The sequence below is a fragment of the Paraburkholderia sp. RL17-347-BIC-D genome (assembly GCF_046027915.1).
GTDB lineage: Bacteria > Pseudomonadota > Gammaproteobacteria > Burkholderiales > Burkholderiaceae > Paraburkholderia.
Window position 1 is genome coordinate 79,072 of the sequence record NZ_JARESS010000017.1, and the last position, 16,276, is coordinate 95,347.

Annotated in this window: 13 protein-coding genes; 4 read left to right on the forward strand and 9 right to left on the reverse strand. The window is 62.8% G+C overall.

Annotation, left to right across the window (positions count from 1 at the left end; translation table 11 throughout):
• Nucleotides 1-15: 15 nt before the first annotated feature.
• Genes P0D96_RS23015 through P0D96_RS23025 form a run of 3 tightly spaced genes read right to left on the reverse strand, consistent with a single transcriptional unit; the run spans nt 16 to nt 865 of the window.
• Nucleotides 16-264: a hypothetical protein gene (locus tag P0D96_RS23015; RefSeq protein ID WP_132375945.1), complete on the reverse strand. Its 249-nt coding sequence runs from the start codon at nt 262-264 to the stop codon at nt 16-18.
• 47 nt (nt 265-311) lie between these two features.
• Nucleotides 312-473 carry a hypothetical protein gene (locus tag P0D96_RS23020; protein ID WP_165923872.1) on the reverse strand — a complete coding sequence of 54 codons (162 nt, stop codon included), beginning with the start codon at nt 471-473 and terminating at the stop codon, nt 312-314.
• Nucleotides 474-511: 38 nt separating this feature from the next.
• Nucleotides 512-865: a BON domain-containing protein gene (locus P0D96_RS23025; protein WP_132375946.1), complete on the reverse strand. Its 354-nt coding sequence runs from the start codon at nt 863-865 to the stop codon at nt 512-514.
• Between the two features lie 605 nt (nt 866-1,470).
• On the opposite strand from P0D96_RS23025, the gene P0D96_RS23030 reads away from it, so the two are divergent.
• From P0D96_RS23030 to P0D96_RS23040, 3 genes are all read left to right on the forward strand, one after another.
• A complete protein-coding gene (locus tag P0D96_RS23030) occupies nt 1,471-2,955 on the forward strand; it encodes a TAXI family TRAP transporter solute-binding subunit (RefSeq protein WP_408315455.1) in 1,485 nt (494 codons plus the stop codon).
• Between the two features lie 93 nt (nt 2,956-3,048).
• A complete protein-coding gene (locus P0D96_RS23035; protein WP_132375948.1) occupies nt 3,049-3,699 on the forward strand; it encodes a 2-hydroxychromene-2-carboxylate isomerase in 651 nt (216 codons plus the stop codon).
• Between the two features lie 252 nt (nt 3,700-3,951).
• Entirely contained in the window at nt 3,952-4,932 is a 981-nt protein-coding gene (locus P0D96_RS23040) for a LysR substrate-binding domain-containing protein (protein ID WP_132375949.1), read from the forward strand.
• Nucleotides 4,933-4,995: 63 nt separating this feature from the next.
• Here P0D96_RS23040 and xdhC read toward each other — a convergent pair whose 3' ends face one another.
• From xdhC to xdhA, 3 genes are read right to left on the reverse strand one after another with little or no spacing between them, the layout of a single operon-like run.
• Nucleotides 4,996-5,562 carry a xanthine dehydrogenase accessory protein XdhC gene (gene xdhC / locus P0D96_RS23045; protein ID WP_408315457.1) on the reverse strand — a complete coding sequence of 189 codons (567 nt, stop codon included), beginning with the start codon at nt 5,560-5,562 and terminating at the stop codon, nt 4,996-4,998.
• 52 nt (nt 5,563-5,614) lie between these two features.
• A complete protein-coding gene (xdhB, locus tag P0D96_RS23050; RefSeq protein WP_408315459.1) occupies nt 5,615-7,987 on the reverse strand; it encodes a xanthine dehydrogenase molybdopterin binding subunit in 2,373 nt (790 codons plus the stop codon).
• A 32-nt stretch (nt 7,988-8,019) separates the two neighbouring features.
• Nucleotides 8,020-9,543, reverse strand: a complete 1,524-nt coding sequence (xdhA, locus tag P0D96_RS23055) for a xanthine dehydrogenase small subunit (protein ID WP_408315461.1) — start codon at nt 9,541-9,543, stop codon at nt 8,020-8,022.
• A gap of 390 nt (nt 9,544-9,933) precedes the next feature.
• Between xdhA and P0D96_RS23060 the strand changes: the two genes are divergently transcribed.
• Nucleotides 9,934-11,145, forward strand: a complete 1,212-nt coding sequence (locus P0D96_RS23060) for an MFS transporter (RefSeq protein WP_132375953.1) — start codon at nt 9,934-9,936, stop codon at nt 11,143-11,145.
• A gap of 264 nt (nt 11,146-11,409) precedes the next feature.
• On the opposite strand, the gene P0D96_RS23065 is transcribed toward P0D96_RS23060, so the two are convergent.
• The 3 genes from P0D96_RS23065 to aspT all read right to left on the reverse strand — a co-directional run bounded on the left by P0D96_RS23065 (nt 11,410) and on the right by aspT (nt 16,222).
• Entirely contained in the window at nt 11,410-12,633 is a 1,224-nt protein-coding gene (locus P0D96_RS23065) for a pyridoxal-phosphate-dependent aminotransferase family protein (RefSeq protein WP_408178886.1), read from the reverse strand.
• Between the two features lie 152 nt (nt 12,634-12,785).
• A complete protein-coding gene (locus P0D96_RS23070) occupies nt 12,786-14,450 on the reverse strand; it encodes a bifunctional aspartate transaminase/aspartate 4-decarboxylase (RefSeq protein WP_408283338.1) in 1,665 nt (554 codons plus the stop codon).
• Between the two features lie 89 nt (nt 14,451-14,539).
• The gene (gene aspT / locus P0D96_RS23075; RefSeq protein WP_408315463.1) at nt 14,540-16,222 is read right to left on the reverse strand and encodes an aspartate-alanine antiporter; all 1,683 of its coding nucleotides are present in this window, start codon (nt 16,220-16,222) and stop codon (nt 14,540-14,542) included.
• Between the last annotated feature and the right edge of the window lie 54 nt (nt 16,223-16,276).

A 16,276-nucleotide genomic window follows, 5' to 3' on the forward strand; every position in this document is an offset into this window, starting at 1 on the left:
GCGAACGTCCAGCGGCTACTTGAAGAACCGGCAGGTCAGATCGGCCTCGAACTGCCGGATCCATTGACCGTGACGATCGTGATAGGACTGCGCCCAGCCGCCGCGCCGCACGGTGACGAGGCGCTCGTGCGCTTCATCGCTCGGATCCGCGCAGGCACTGATGTCGAAATGGACTGGTGCAAAACCGTGCCGCGCGCACACCAGTTCGAAAGCCGCCCGATCGCCGATGGGCAGATCGGTATAGCGCAAAAGCGAGGTGTCCATGACGTTGACTCCGGTTCCTTACGCATCACAGTACGCTTTGCAACGCGTCAGCAGTGTGTCACAGCGCACAGACGGACCGTGGCCGCGCCGCCGTCCCATTCGAAACGGCGAAGCCCCATCATCGCCGCTTCAATAATCGCCAAATAAATAAAAAAAGGCTCCGGTTTTTTGCCGGAACCCTGGTGCACGCCTGCATCACGATGGCGCATGACGGCGTGAGCCGTCCGCGCCAGGTGCCGCAGCCTGCTTACTGCTGCACAACGGTCAGCTTGTTCGACACCGACGTCACGCCGGCGACGCCCTTGGCCGCCTGGCCGGCAGCGTCGATCTGGCCTTGGTCAGGCACCGAACCCGTGAGGGTCACCGCGCCGCCACGAGCACGCACGGCGATGTTCGACACATCGACGCCTTGTGTCTTGGCCAGCGCGCTACGCACCTTGCGGCCCAGCTGGCTGTTCGCCTTCTTGGTCGACTTGGCGCTGGCAGCCGGCGCGGCGGTCGTGCCGGTTGCCGTTGCGTCGCTTGCCTGAGCGTACACATTGCACGCCACCACCATTGCCACAACCGAGCCCAGCGTTTTCAGAAAACCGACCGATTTCATAGCTTTTCTTCTCCTTAGCTTCACATTGGACCGCATATACAAGCGGCTTCGTTACGACTACCGGCAGCCATGCTGGGCGCGCACGACAAGGCGCGGCCGAGCAACGGCCGACTAGGGCTGTAACACGATGTGCGAGAGGCGAGAGAGGCCGGTTGCCGTTGCCGCCTGCGATGACCGATGGCGGGCATGCAGTGCGGTACGAAACCGGCAAGCCGCGAAGTCCGCCGACGCGCCCGGTTCTTGTGTGTCGTGCCGGGTCGCGCCGCGCAAACATCTGTTCGCGGCAGCGATGCACAATTTAATCTAGCCGGGCCAGAAGCGCAAAGGGTTTAGTCGGGTTTAGTCACACTCGAGATGCGAATCGCGTCAGACGCGCGGGCTGTCACGCCACGTTCACGATTTGTTACGGGTTTGTCGGCGCTGGCAGCCGCCGCGCGTTCCGCCGTGCGGTCAATCTCAGGTACCATCGGCGCGACGCAAGCTGCCGCGCGGCTTGCGTGCCCTTCGCGGCAGCCTGGCCACAAGCCGCGCGTGCTTCGCACCGCTTTGCGCGCGGCGGAGCGCCGTTCCTGTTCACTTTCGACCGTAGCCCGTCACGTCATCCGATGAAGCCAGCCTCCGGCCGCAAAAGCCCTCCCCGTCTCGTCGCCCGTTTCGTCGCGATCTCCTGGCGCGATCTCGCGGTTTCGTTCGGGCCGATCCTGCTGATCGCCGCCGTCGGGATCTGGGTCGCCGTGCGGCTGATCCAGCCCGCGCCGCCCAGCACGCTGACCATCAGCGCCGGCCCCGAAGGCAGCACCTTCTGGACAGCGGCGCAAAAGTACAAGGCGATTCTGGCGCGCAACCGCATCACGCTGAACGTGCTGTCGTCGGAAGGCTCGCTGCAGAATCTCAAGCGGCTGTCTGATCCGAAGTCCGGCGTCGATGTCGCCTTCGTGCAGGACGGCGTCGCGCCCGGCCCGGCGGCCGACGGGCTGATGTCGCTCGGCAGCGTGGCCTATGTGCCGCTCGCGATCTTCTATCACGGGCCGACCGTCACGCGGCTCTCCGAGTTCAAGGGCCAGCGGCTCGCAGTCGGCGCCGAAGGCAGCGGCACGCGCGAACTGGCGCTCGCGCTGCTCAAGGCGAACGGCATCGTGCCGGGCGGCGCAACCAAACTCCTGCCGCTTTCGGGCGACGACGCCGCCGAAGCACTCGTCTCCGGCAAGGTCGACGCGGCGTTCCTCGCCGGCGATTCGGCGCAACCCGCGGTGATGGGCAAGCTCTACCGCACGCCGAACGTGCAGTTCTACGATTTCTCGCAGGCCGACGCCTACACGCGGCGCTTTCCCTACCTGACGCAACTCGAAATGCCGATGGGCGCGTTCGACCTCGGCAAGAACCTGCCGTCCGCGCCGATTCACATGGTGGCGCCGACCGCCGAGCTGGTGGCGCGCGACTCGCTGCATCCCGCGCTTTCCGACCTGCTGATCGAAGCCGCGCGCGAGGTGCACGGCAAGGCGAACATCATGCAGCGCGCCGGCGAATTCCCCGCGCCGCTCGCCCACGATTTCCCGGTCAGCGACGACGCCGCGCGCTACTACAAGTCCGGCAAGAGCTTCCTCTACCGCATCCTGCCGTTCTGGCTCGCGAGTCTCGCTGACCGCCTGCTGGTGGTCGTGGTGCCGCTGATCGTGTTGCTGGTGCCGGCGTTGCGTCTGGTGCCGTCGCTGTATGCGTGGCGGGTGAAATCGCGCATCTATCGCTGGTACGGCGCGCTGATCGCGATCGAACGCAGCGCGCTCAGCGACCATTCGCCCGCCGAGCGCGCGTCGCTGATCGAGCGGCTCGACGCGATCGAGGAGTCGGTCAACGGTCTGAAGATGCCGCTCGCCTATGCGGATCAGTTCTACGTGCTGCGCGAGCATATCGGCTTCGTGCGCCAGCGGCTCATGCAGGCCCGAGACGCTCAGCGCGACGACGCCGCCAACGAAGCGGAAGGCGCGGAGAACGGATCGGACGAAGCAGGCGCCGGACCCACGCCGCCCGCCGCGAACGAAGCGGCTGAAATCGGCGAAACGCGCGACGACCACGACGCGAAACCATATTGACGGGTGCAAGCCGCGGCTGCACCGCGTAAGATCATTACAAATCCGACGGTGCAGCAGACGCGCCGTGCGGAACCGGCAATTCGGGAGACATTTATGACCGTTGGCATCGACGCCAGGCAACCGCTGTGGTTCTACGACTTTGTCTCGCCGTTTACCTACCTGTTGCTGGAGCAACACGACAAATGGCCGGGCTTCGACTTCGTGTTCACGCCGGTCGTACTGAATGATCTGTATCGTCACTGGGGACAGCGGCCGGCTTACGGCGTGCCCTCGAAACGCACCTTCCTGTACCGGCACGCGCTGTTTCGCGCGGAGCAACTCGGCATTCCGTACAAGATGCCGCCGGCGCATCCGTTCGATTCCATGAAGCCGTTGCTGCTCGCCACCGCGGCGAATGGCGACATCAACTTCGTGCGCGAGATTTTCCGATTCATCTGGCGTGAAGGCCGCGATCCGTCCACTGATGAGGCCTTTGCCGAGTTGTGCGACCGCGTCGGTATGCCCGACGGTCCGGAGATCATCAGAAGCGCAGCCGTGCTGGCGCAATTGCAGCGCAACACGGCGGATGCGATCGGCCTCGGCGTCTACGGCGTGCCGACCTTCTTTCTGAACGATCAATTGTTCTGGGGTGAGGACGCGTTGCCCATGGTGCTGTATTGCGCGCGCACGCCGAACTGGCTCGAATCGAGAGAAGTCAAACGGATCAGTTCGCTGCCGTCGGGGCTTGCGGACATTCAACCGTAGGCGACACGTAAGCGTAAAGCGGGCAAAACGCGCGCCGCATGGCGCTTGCGCGGGTCGATTGCAGGTCGATAGCGGCAAAACAGCCTTGCTGATGCCGGTCATACCGTGCCCGCTATGCCGCTACACCGCAAACGGGCCTAAGGTTATGACCTTCGCGCCGTGCGCGTTGGCGCTGCGCTGTCACGAGACTCTCGCGGGCGGCTCCGTACGACGCCTTATCGAATGATCCGTTTGCCCCGCCTCGCTTAAATCATGGACGACACCGCCGCCTCCCTCGATATCTGGCTCGTGCGCGTGCTGCGCACGCTGCTGGTCGAGCGCAGCGTCACGCAGACCGCGTTGCGTCTGAATCAGACCCAGCCTGCCATCAGCACCGCGCTGCGCAAACTGCGCGAGACGCTGAACGACCCGATCCTCGTGCGCGGCAAGTCGGGCATGGTGCCGACCGAATACGGCGAGTCGCTGCTGGCTTCGGCGCAACGCGTGCTGCGCGAAGTCGATTTCGTCGCGACACCGCATGGCGACTTCGATCCCGGCCGCTCGCGCCGTACGTTTCGCGTGGCCGCGCCGGATTATCTGAACGACTTCTTCATGCCGACGGTGATCGCGCAGTTTCGCGAGGCGGCGCCGCACGCGCGGCTTGAGATCGATTCGTTGAGCCCGATGCTCGATCATTCGGCCGCGCTCGATGCCGGCGAACTCGATCTGGTGATCGGCAACTGGCCGAAGCCCGAGCCGCGCTTCGAGCGCAGCGATCTGTTCTCCGACACGGTCGTGTGCATGATGCGCGCCGATCATCCGCTGACGCGCATGCCGTTGACGCGCGAGGCGTATCTCGCCGCGCCGCATCTGGCGCCGACGGCGTATAGCGGCGCGAGCAGCGGCGCCATCGACATTGGTTTCGCGCGGGCGCGCGCCGAGCGGCGTATCGTTGCCACGCTGCCCTACTTCGGACTGGTGCCGCAAACGCTGCTGCAATCCGATCTGATCTTCACGACCACGCGCCGCTTTGCGATGCACTACGCGGACATGCTGCCGCTCGCGGTGGTCGATGTGCCGATTCCGTTTCCGCGCATCAAGTGCTATCAGTTGTGGCATCCGCAGCCGGACCGGCCGAGCGATGTCGGCTGGCTGCGTACGCTGATGTCCGAGGTGTCGGATACGCTGGTCGCGCAGAAGGTGCGGCGCGCGAAACGGGCGCCCAAAAAGGAAACGTCAGCCGCGATGGGCTGACGTTTGGGTTTGCAGTGCGATCGGCGGCGGTTGAACGCCTTCGTCTTGATCGACTTCTAGCTATCAGACACTCGCGCAGAGCTGCTGCGTTGCGAGCTGCGCCACGACCTGCCGCGTACGAATCTGCAGCAACTCCGCGCACACCGCCACGGCGATCGCCGAAGGCGCCTTATCGACGATACCGGCCACGCCGATCGGACACGTCATCTCCACCAGCCGGTCCAGATCCACGCCACGATCGAGCAAACGACGCTCGAATTTCACGCGCTTCGTCTTTGAACCGATCATGCCGAAGTAGGTGAAATCGCGCCGCCGCATGATGCGTGCGGCGAGCGAGAAATCGAGCGCGTGATTGTGCGTCATCACGAGAAAGTACGCGCCTGGCGGCGCCGTATCGACAATCGCGTCCGGCGTGTCGGTCGCTTCGATCTGCACGTTGGCGGGCGTTTCGTCGGGGAACAGTTCGTCGCGCTCGTCGACCCACTGGACGACGCACGGCAAGCTGCCGAGCAGCTTGATGAGCGCGTGCCCGACGTGCCCCGCGCCGAACAGCACGATATGCATCGGCGCCGGACGCGGCGTCTGCACGGCGCTGCGTCGGCCGATCTGAACGGATGAAAAATCGTTCATGGCGATCATTCCAGTGAGTGTGTTGTTCACGCGCTTCTTTCCCGGCTCATTGCTACGCTGGTTGCCGCGGTGTTGCGGTTGCGGCCCGCACCGCGCCGACCGCCTTGAGGATTTCCTCGCTGGTCGCGGGCGCATTCAGCGGCGGATTGACCTTGTGGTCGCCCACGGCCGACACTGCGTCGCGCACGGCGAAGAACACCGAGAACGGCAGCAGCAGCGGCGGCTCGCCGGTCGCCTTCGAGCGATGGATGCTGTCCTCCGCGTTGCGGTTTTTGAAGAGACGCACGCGGAAGTCGGGCGGCGTATCGTTGACGGTCGGAATCTTGTAGGTGGACGGCGCATGCGTCATCAACTTGCCGCCGGCGTTCCACCACAGTTCTTCGGTCGTGAGCCAGCCCATGCCTTGAATGAAAGCGCCTTCCACCTGGCCGACGTCGAGCGCCGGATTCAACGAAGCGCCCACGTCGTGCAACGCGTCCGCGCGCAGCACGCGCATTTCGCCGGTCAGCGTGTCGATCACCACTTCCGATACGGCCGCGCCGTACGAGTAGTAGTAGAACGGCCGGCCTTGCAGCTTCGATTGATCCCAGTAGAGCTTCGGCGTCGCGTAGAAACCGTCCGACCAGAGCTGAATACGCGCGACGTAAGCCTTCGCGATCACTTCTTCGAACGGCACGATCGCGTCGCCGACCACGACCCGGTCATGCACGAAGCGGACTTCCGACGCGCTCACCTGCCCCGCGCCGAAACGCTCGGCGGCAAACGCCGACAGACGTTCGCGCAACTGACGCGCGGCGTCCTGCGCAGCCTTGCCGTTCAGATCGGAACCCGTCGAGGCCGCCGTCGCCGACGTATTGGCGATCTTGCTGGTGTCGGTGGCCGTGACGCGAATGCGGTTGAAACCAATGCCCAGTTCATGCGCGACGACCTGCGCGACCTTCGTGTTCAAGCCCTGGCCCATTTCGGTGCCACCGTGGTTCACCAGCACCGAACCGTCGGTGTAGATGTGAACCAGCGCGCCGGCCTGGTTGAAGTGAGTCACGTTGAACGCGATGCCGAACTTGACCGGCGTGAGCGCCATGCCCTTCTTCAGTATTTCGTTATTCGCGTTGAACTCGTTGATCGCCGCGCGACGCGCGCGGTATTCGCTGGTCGCTTCGAGTTCGTCGATCAACTCGTGAATCACGTTGTCTTCGACGATCTGACCGTACGGCGTCTGGTTACGCTCCGTCTTGCCATACAGATTGCGGCGGCGCACGTCGAGCGAATCTTCACCCACCGAGCGCGCGACGTTGTCCATGATGTATTCGATCGCGAACGCGCCTTGCGGACCGCCGAAACCGCGGAACGCCGTATTCGACTGCGTGTTGGTCTTGCCGCAGAAGCCGTCGATCGTGACGTCGGAGAGCCAGTACGCGTTGTCGAAGTGGCACAGCGCGCGCGTCATCACCGGACCGGACAGGTCGGCGGAGAAGCCGCAACGCGAGGTCATGTCGACCGTCACGCCGTCGATCACGCCCTTGTCGTCGTAGCCGACTTCATACGTGTAGTGGAAGTCGTGGCGCTTGCCCGTGACCATCATGTCGTCGTCGCGGTCCGGACGCAGTTTCACCGGGCACAGCAGCTTCCATGCGGCGAGCGCCGCGCAGCACGCGAACAGACCCGATTGCGATTCCTTGCCGCCGAAACCGCCACCCATGCGGCGGCATTCGATCAGCACGTTGTGCGACGCCACGCCCAACGCGTGCGCGACCATGTGCTGCATTTCGGTCGGGTGTTGCGTCGAACAGTAGACGTGCATGCCGTCGTCGTCCTTTGGCACCGCGTACGAAATCTGACCTTCCAGATAGAACTGTTCCTGACCGCCGAGCAACATTTCGCCGGTTTCGCGACGCGCGGCGCGGGCGATCTTGGTGTCCGCTTCGCCGCGCGCGAGTTTCATCGGCGGCAGCACGTGCTGGTTCGCGGCGCGCGCCTGCTGCGCGGTCAGAATCGCCGGCAGTTCCTCGTAGACGACTTCGGCGCGGCGCGCGGCGAGACGCGCGGTTTCATGCGACGTCGCGACCACGATGAAGATCGGCTGGCCGATGTATTGCACGAGACCGTCGGCGAGAATCGGATCGTCGCCGTGGATGATCGGGCCGACGTCGTTGACGCCCGGAATGTCGTCGGCGGTGAAGATCGCGACCACGCCCGGCGTGGCGCGCACCTTGTCGAGCGACATCGAGACGATCTTCGCATGCGCTTTCGAGGACAGGCCGAGCGCGGCGTGCAGCGTGCCGGCGAGCGTCGGGATGTCGTCGGTGTACGTGGCGCGGCCGCTCACGTGCAGATGCGCGGACTCGTGCGGACGCGAGATGTGCACCTGGGTGAAGTCGTCGAGATCCTGAAGGTCTTTCAGGAACGGTTCGGCTTGCTGATTCATTGTTGTGTTCTCCGTATCCTTTGGGCTTCTACTTAGACTGCGGCCGGCGCACAGGCCGCGGCGACCGCGCGCACATCCAGCGCGCTCTTGGGCAGCGGATTGTTCGGACGCGTTTCGAGCCAGAAGCGGTACAGCGTGTTCTTCGCCGATTCGAGGCGGTAGTTGCTGGTCGCGCGCATGTCCGACAGCGGCGCGTAGTCGTTGCCGAGCGCGAGCATCGCGGCCTGCGCGGTGGCTTCGTGCCATTCGGCGTCGCGCAACACGGCTTCCGCATGCGTCGCGCGCTTGGACGTGGCGGCCATGCCGCCGAACGCGATGCGCGGCTCGCGGATCAGGTTGCCGTCGGCGATGAAGGCGAACGCGGCGCACACCGCCGAGATGTCCGAATCGAAGCGCTTCGAGAGTTTGTAAGTGCGGAACTGCAGGTTCTGACGCACGCCGGTGCGCGTCGGCACTTTCAGTCCGACGACGAACTCGTGCTCCGCCATGTCCTTCTTCTGATACGCGAGGTACAAGTCTTCGAGCGGCATTTCGCGCCCGATCTCGCCGCCGCGCACGATCACGCGCGCGCCGAGGGCGATCAGGCCCGGCATCGAATCGCCGATCGGCGAACCGTTGGCGATATTGCCGCCGAGCGTGCCGGCGTTACGAATCGGCAGCGACGCGAAACGCTGCCACATCTCGTTCAGTTCGGGGTATTGCTTCGCGATTTCCGCGTAGGCCTTTTCGACGCTCACGCCCGCGCCGATCTCGATCCATTCGTCGTTGGTCTCGAGCTTCTGCAATTCGGCGATCTGCCCGACATACACGATGTTGCCGAGGTCGCGCATCATCTTGGTAACCCACAGGCCGATGTCCGTGCTGCCGGCGAGAATACGCGTGGCCGGTTCGGCTTCCTTGATCTTCGCGAGCGCTTCGACCGTACGCGGCGCAGCGAACTGCTGGCCGGCGTGCTGGTAGTGGAAAGTGTCCTTACGTTCGAGCGTGGCGAGCGTTTTCGACAATGCTTCGATGTTGACCGGCGCTTTCGGCGCGGGCGCTTCGAACATGCGCACTGCCGCGTCGATGATCGGACGATAGCCCGTGCAGCGGCACAGATTGCCGGTCAGCGCGTTGCTGATCGCGTCACGCGACGGCACGCTCTTGTTCGCGCAGCTATGTTCGTGGCCGTGCTTTTCGTACAGCGACCACATCGACATGACGAAACCTGGTGTGCAGAAACCGCACTGCGAGCCGTGGCACTCCACCATCGCTTCCTGCACGGGATGCAGCGAGCCGTCCGGTTGGCGCAGGTCTTCGACGGTGTAAAGCGCTTTGCCGTCAAGCGTCGGCACGAACTGGATGCAGGCGTTGACCGCCTTGAAGTCGACGCCGCCCGCCTCGTTACGCTCGCCGATCACGACCGTGCACGCGCCGCAATCGCCTTCGGCGCAGCCTTCCTTGGTGCCCGTGCAATGCGCGTCTTCGCGCAGATATTGCAGGACGGTGCGGGTGACGGGCGCGTCCTTGATCTCGCGGATCGCGTTGCGGTGGTAGAAGCGAATCGGCTCAGTCATGTCTCGTTACTCTCGAATGTTCTGTGTCCGTGGGGACGTGCAGCAGTGATGGTTCGAAAACTATCACCGTCAATAAATACAACCCATAGCTCGGGTCGCATGCGGGACATATCCGCGAAAAGATATCGAGATGGGTTTGGGGAAGGGTTGGCTTATGGTGGTTGGGGTATTTGGCCGTATTTTTTCTGTTTTTGTTGATTATTTGCCAATTTGTGGAGAGCAGTTTTGACGCACCCAGCCGAAAAAGTGACCTCTGACGAGGCTAAAACGGACCACTATACGGTTCCGGCACCGGGTTTTTGTCAGACGAATTATTAAGCAAGTCCTGCAAGAGAATCGGTTCCATGGGAAAATCACGCCTTCCCGCCGATTTCAAGTCTCGTTTTCCCCATGTCCACCGACTCAGCGACACCTCGCAGCGAATTTGCGACGACCATGCAGATCATTCCGGTCGTCTTTTTCACGTTTCTTTGCTATCTGACGATCGGAATTCCGCTGGCGGTACTGCCGGGCTACGTCCACGACGACCTGGGTTACAGCGCCGTGCTGGCGGGTGCGGCGATCAGCGTGCAATACCTGGCGACGTTGGCGTCGCGGCCGCTGGCCGGCCGTTCTGCGGATACGTTGGGGCCGAAGCGGACCGTGTCGATCGGTTTGCTGGGTTGTGGCGCAAGCGGGGTTCTGTTGTTGCTGGCTGTGCTGTGCGGACGCTGGCCAGTGCTGAGCCTCGGCCTCCTGGTCTGCAGCCGTCTCGTGCTGGGGTTCGGTGAGAGCCTGTGCGGCACGGGGGCGATTCTGTGGGGTATCGGCCGGGTGGGCACGAGCAACAATGCGCGAGTGATTTCTTGGAATGGCATCGCCACCTACGGCGCGCTGGCAGTCGGTGCGCCGCTGGGCGTGGCGATCGAGCATACGGTCGGGTTTGCCGCGTTGGGAATTCTGGTCATTCTGCTGGCGGCGCTTGGTTTTTATCTGGCTCGTCCGATGGCGCCGGTGCCGATCGTGCATGGCGAGCGCATGTCGTATCGCAGCGTGTTCACGCGGGTGCTGCCGCATGGGATCGGGTTGGCGCTTGGCTCGGCCGGGTTTGGGTCGATTGCTACTTTCATCACGCTGTTTTATGCGGCTAAGCATTGGCCCAATGCGGCGTTGTCGTTGACGGTGTTCGGGACGCTGTTCATCGGGGCCCGGTTGTTGTTTGCCAATACGATCAAGACCTACGGTGGATTTCGCGTCGCGATTGCCTCGTTTTCGTTTGAATGCGCCGGGTTGTTGATGTTGTGGTTGGCGCCTGAACCGCACATTGCGCTGGCTGGGGCAGCTTTGACCGGGTTTGGGTTTGCTTTGGTGTTTCCGGCTCTCGGGGTCGAGGCTGTTGGGCTCGTGCCGCCGGCCAGTCGGGGGGCGGCTTTGTCGGCTTATTCCGTGTTTCTGGATCTTTCTCTCGGGATTACCGGGCCGTTGGCTGGGTATATTGCCGGCGAGTTTGGGTATGGGTCGGTGTTTCTTTTTGCGGCTGTTGCCGCTGCCGCGGGTGTGGGGCTTTCTACTTTGCTCTATTTGCGCAATGCCAAGGTGAATAATTTGCCTGCGGCGCTTTGAGTCTGGGTGCGTTGTGGTACTGGAGTTTTGGCCTTTCCTTGAGTTCACGGTGGTCTATTAGCGTTGCCCCTCTGCGGGGCAATGCTCTCAACTTAAGCCCCATCCCATCAAGCGAGTTTGTGCGCAAGATGGAAATGGGGCTTCGCTTTTTTCTGGGTGGCGGACCACTGCAAGCACCCGATTGAGGTTGTCCAGATAGCGCCGGATACGCAGAAGGCACGCGCCGAGGATGGGCTTGAGCGCGCCGAGCAAGCAAAGAAGAACCTACCTCCCCCCCGACAACCCCCTCTCCAAAGCTGCGACCCCCGCCGGCAAATCAACCTTGACACCCAGATCCACCATAGTCCTCCCAAGCGCGTGCACAGTGCGAAAGAGGTTATGTTCCCGACACTGCTCTCCCATCTGTCCCACGCGAACGATAGGCAATCCAAAAGACCCTGAAATCTCCACCTGATGCATCCGCGAAATATGCGAGCACACATCTGCCGGACTGAACCCTTCGGGCACCTCGATGCCAACAACAGAATTCAACCGACAAGCGTCAGGCGTATACAACCGCAGCCCCATCGCCGCGACCCCATCCTGCAGCGCCAACGAACACTTCAAATGCCGCGCAAACCGTTTCTCCAGCGTCTCGGCACAAACAAGCCGCAAAGCTTCGTGTAAAGCCAAAACGCCAGAAACAGGCGCCGTATAGTGATACCCCGCGTTGTGCCAAAAATTCTCCGCAAGCGTCGCATCCAGGCACCAATGCGCATTCGGCGCCGTGCGCCCTTTCACGCGCTCCCACGCCGCATCCGAAAACGCGATCAACGACACACCGGGAATCGACGACAACCCCTTCTGCCCACCCGTAATAACGGCATCGATCCCCCAGGCATCCATCTCCAAAGGCATCGTACTCAAGGTGCAAACCGCATCGACGATCACCAACGCGCCCGCGGCTTTCGCCAACGCGGCAATCTCCTTCAGGTGATAATTCCACACCGTATTCGACGTCTCGCCCTGCACCACCGTCACGATCTCCGGACGCTCGCGTCGAATCGCCTCGGCAATCTCTTCGAGACTCGCCACCGAGCGGTCGGCAACATCGAGCGTGCTCACCCGCGCGCCGACGCGCCGGCCCATCTCCGCCATCCGTTCGCTGAAGAAACCGTTCTTGATGGACAGCACACGCGTGCCTTCCCACGCGAGGTTCGAGATCGCCATCTCCATCGCGGCCGATCCAGGCCCGGCCACGCCCAGCACCCATTTCGAATTCGTCTGGAACACATAGCGCGCCATCGACTTAACCTGCCCAATCACCTTCACCATCGTGCCACCCAGATGATTGATCACGATCGCGTTGGCCTTGGCCACCGCCGCGGGAATCGGCACGGGGCCGGCGCCCATCATCAGGAGCGGCTCTTCGGGAAGAATGGCGTCGAGCGACTCGACAACCGGACAGGGCACTGCGGAAGATGCGGATGTGAATGATGAAGTCGGCATGATGATCGGTACGTGAATGTCAGGACGCAAAGGAGCAAACGGCCCCGCCAGCATTGACGCTGGCGAGGCCGCCTGTTCGATCATTCACCGATCCGCGCGATTGCGCAAGTTTTTTGACTATGCTTGACCGCACAACACGGCGGACAATCCCGTCACTTCACCTTGGTCTTATCAAGCTTCTTGCCCGTGGACGCATTGAAACGCTCGACATAATCTTCGATCAGCTTGCGCAGGGCGCGGCCGATCTGCCGGTAGTCGGACTCGTTCAGATTGGCCAGCGAGACGCGCCCCGACGGATGCTGAGTGCCGAAGCCGCGGCCCGGCAGCAGCACCACCCGCGCTTCGCGCGCGAGACGGAACAACAACTCGGAAGGCTGCGTGTTCTTCAGTAGCCACTCGACGAACTCGCGCCCGAACATCCGCTCGCCGAGGAATTCGATGTCGAGAATGGTGTAGTAGTCGACCTGATTCGGATCGTCGTCCTCGAACGAAATGCCGACCTCTTCATAGAGCGCCTGCTTGCGCTTGCGAATCAGCCGCTTCAACGCGTTCTTGTACGCGTCCGGCGTGTCCATCAGCGAGAACAGCGAAAACAGCACCATCTGTACCTGCTGCGGCGTCGACAGGCCCGCCGTGTGATTCAGCGCGACGGTGCGGCTGTCGGCCACCAGGCGGTCGATGAACTTGAGCTTGTCCGGCTCCGTCGTGATCGACTCGTAACGCTCGTGCAACTGCTTCTTCGCGTCCTTCGGCAGTTCGGCGATCAACCTGTCGAGCACGTTGTCGCGATGCGTCGCGATCGTACCGAGACGCCAGCCGGTCGCGCCGAAGTACTTCGAGTACGAGTACACGAGAATGGTGTTCTTGGGCGCGAGCGCGAACAGCGACACAAAGTTATCGGCAAACGTGCCGTACACGTCATCGGTCAGCAGGATCAGATCGGGCCGTTCCTTGACGATGTCGGCAATGTACTGAAGGCTCTCGTCGTCGATCTTCACCGAAGGCGGATTGCTAGGGTTCACCAGGAAGAACGCCTTCACCTTCGGATCGCGCAGCTTGTCGAGTTCCTTCTTCGAATACTGCCAGCCGTTGGCCACGTCGGCTTCGAGATTCACGACGTTCAACTGGTAGTCGTTCAGGCGCGGAATCTCGATGTACGGCGTGAAGATCGGCATGCCGAGCGCGATCGTGTCGCCGGCCTTGATCAGGTGGTTCTCGCGCATCGTGTTGAAGATGTACGTCATTGCCGCCGTGCCGCCTTCCACCGCGAACACGTCGAATTCGCCGACGAACGGATGGTCGCCGATCATCTCGCGCCGCAGATACTGACCGACGATCAACTCGGACAGTTTGAGCATGCGGTCGGGCACCGGGTAGTTCGAAGCGAGAATGCCCTCGCACATTTCATACAGGAAGTCGCCGGCCGAATATCCCAACTGGTCGCGCACGTAAGACACCGCGCCGCGCAGGAAGTCGATGCCCGCCACGCCCTTGTTTTCGCGCAGGAACAGATCGAAGCGCTCTTCGAGGCCGTCGCGTCGCGGAAAGCCGCCCACGCCTTCCGGCATGTAGGCGAACGAGCGCTCCGATTCGCGCATCGCAAAGAGGCCGAGTTGCCAGAAGCCGTGGCGCGGAATCGTCGCGAGAAAATTCGGATTGCCGCGGCCGGCGTTGAGCATCGATGCGTTGGCGGGCCGCTCCACGGCGCCGCCGCCGGCGGCCTTGATCAATTCGTCCTTCAGCTCGAACGGGCTGAGCGCGGCCATACCTGCTTGTGCCATATCTGAGTGTTTCTTGTCGCCCTTCTCTTTTGCCATGATGCGTTCTCCTGAGCCAAGTGAAAGACGCCGGCGTGGCGGATGATCGCCCGATAAGCGCCGGCGTAAGAGATCGATAGACGCCCGCGCTAGACGAGCCCGACCACGAGCGGGCCGAGCAGCGTCAACGCGACGTTCGCGATGGCGTACGTAATCGCGAACGGCACGGTCGGCACGGCGCTTTCCGCCTTGTCGAGCACGCCGCCGAATGCCGGATTCGCGCTGCGTGAGCCGGTCAGCGCGCCGGCCAGGATGGCCGCGTTGTTGTACTTCAGCACGTAGCGGCCGAACAGCATGGTGAGCAGCAGCGGAAACAACGTGACGAACACGCCGAGCAGGAAGATCGTCATGCCGCTCTGCTTGACGGTGACCACGGCCTGCAAGCCGGAGTTCAGCCCGACCACCGCGACGAAAGCCGCGAGGCCGAAGTCCTTCAGCAACTGCGAGGCCGCCGTCGGCATCACGCCGTACATCGGATGCTTGCCGCGCATCCAGCCGAACAGCAGCCCGGCCAACAGACAGCCGCCGCCCGAACCGAGCGTAAGCGGAATGCCGCCCACGTCGATGACGATCAGTCCGATCAGCAAGCCCAGCACGATGCCGACGCCCATATAGATGAAGTCGGTCTTGATGCTGTACGGCAGCTCGTAGCCGGCTGCGTCGACGGCGCGCTTGGTGTCTTTCGGCGAACCGTAGAAGGTGATCACGTCGCCGTGTTCCAGCTTGGTCTCCGGCAAGATCGGCAGCGGCTGGCCGGCGCGCAATATGCCCTGGATGTAAACGCCGTGGCGCATATCACGATCCAGCACTTCCCGCGCGGCGGCGATCGTTGTGTGGTTCATGCCTTTGCGTGTGAACACGGCTTCACGCGTTTGCATAACCACGCCGATGTCTTCGACTGCGGCAACTTCGCCGCCGCTCGCACCGAATGCGACCACAGCCTCGCGGCGGCCAACAACCAGCACCACGTCATCGGGCTTCAACACCAGATCGGGCGTTGGATCGAGTTGCTGCCCGTCACGCTTGATCCGCTCGATCGTCAGCATGTCCTGATGTTGCGTCTCGACGGCCTTCACCGTTTTCCCGGCGCTGACATCGATCTTGTATGCTCGGCCGACCATCTCGGGCAACGCGGAAAGCTGTCCCGGCGCGATGGACGGCGCACCGGAGGACAGCTCGCGTTCCGCCTGGATCGAGGCGTCGCGCAAACTCTGCCCCATGAACTTGGGCAGAATGTTCACGCACACGATGATCGCGCCCAGCGAGCCGAACACGTAGGTCACCGCGTAGGCAATCGCCACGTCTGATTGCAGCGACTTGACCTGATCGGCAGGCAGGCCGAGACGCGCGATCGCGTCGCCCGCCGTGCCGATAATCGCCGACTGCGTCAGCGCGCCGCCCGCGAGCCCGGCGGCGAGGCCCTTGTTCAGGTGGAACAGCTTCGCGCACACCACCACGGTGATCAGTGCGGTGACCGCCAGGAAGACGGCCATCGCGATCTCACGCAGCGTCTTGCGGTTCAGCGAATTGAAGAAGCCCGGACCGGAGTCGTAGCCGACGGCGTAGATGAAGACGGCGAACATCACCGACTTCACACCGTTGTCGATGGTCACGCCCGCCTGACTGATGACGACCGCGGCCAGCAGCGACCCGCCCACGCCGCCCAACTGAAACTTGCCGAAGTTGATCTGCCCGATGAAGTAGCCGGCTGCGAGCGATAGAAACAGCGCGATCTCGGGTGATTTCTGAAAGATGTGATGTAGCCAGTCCATCGTGCCCTCGCTGGATAGTTTGCGATACTGAGTACTGGGTGCGGCCCGCGCATG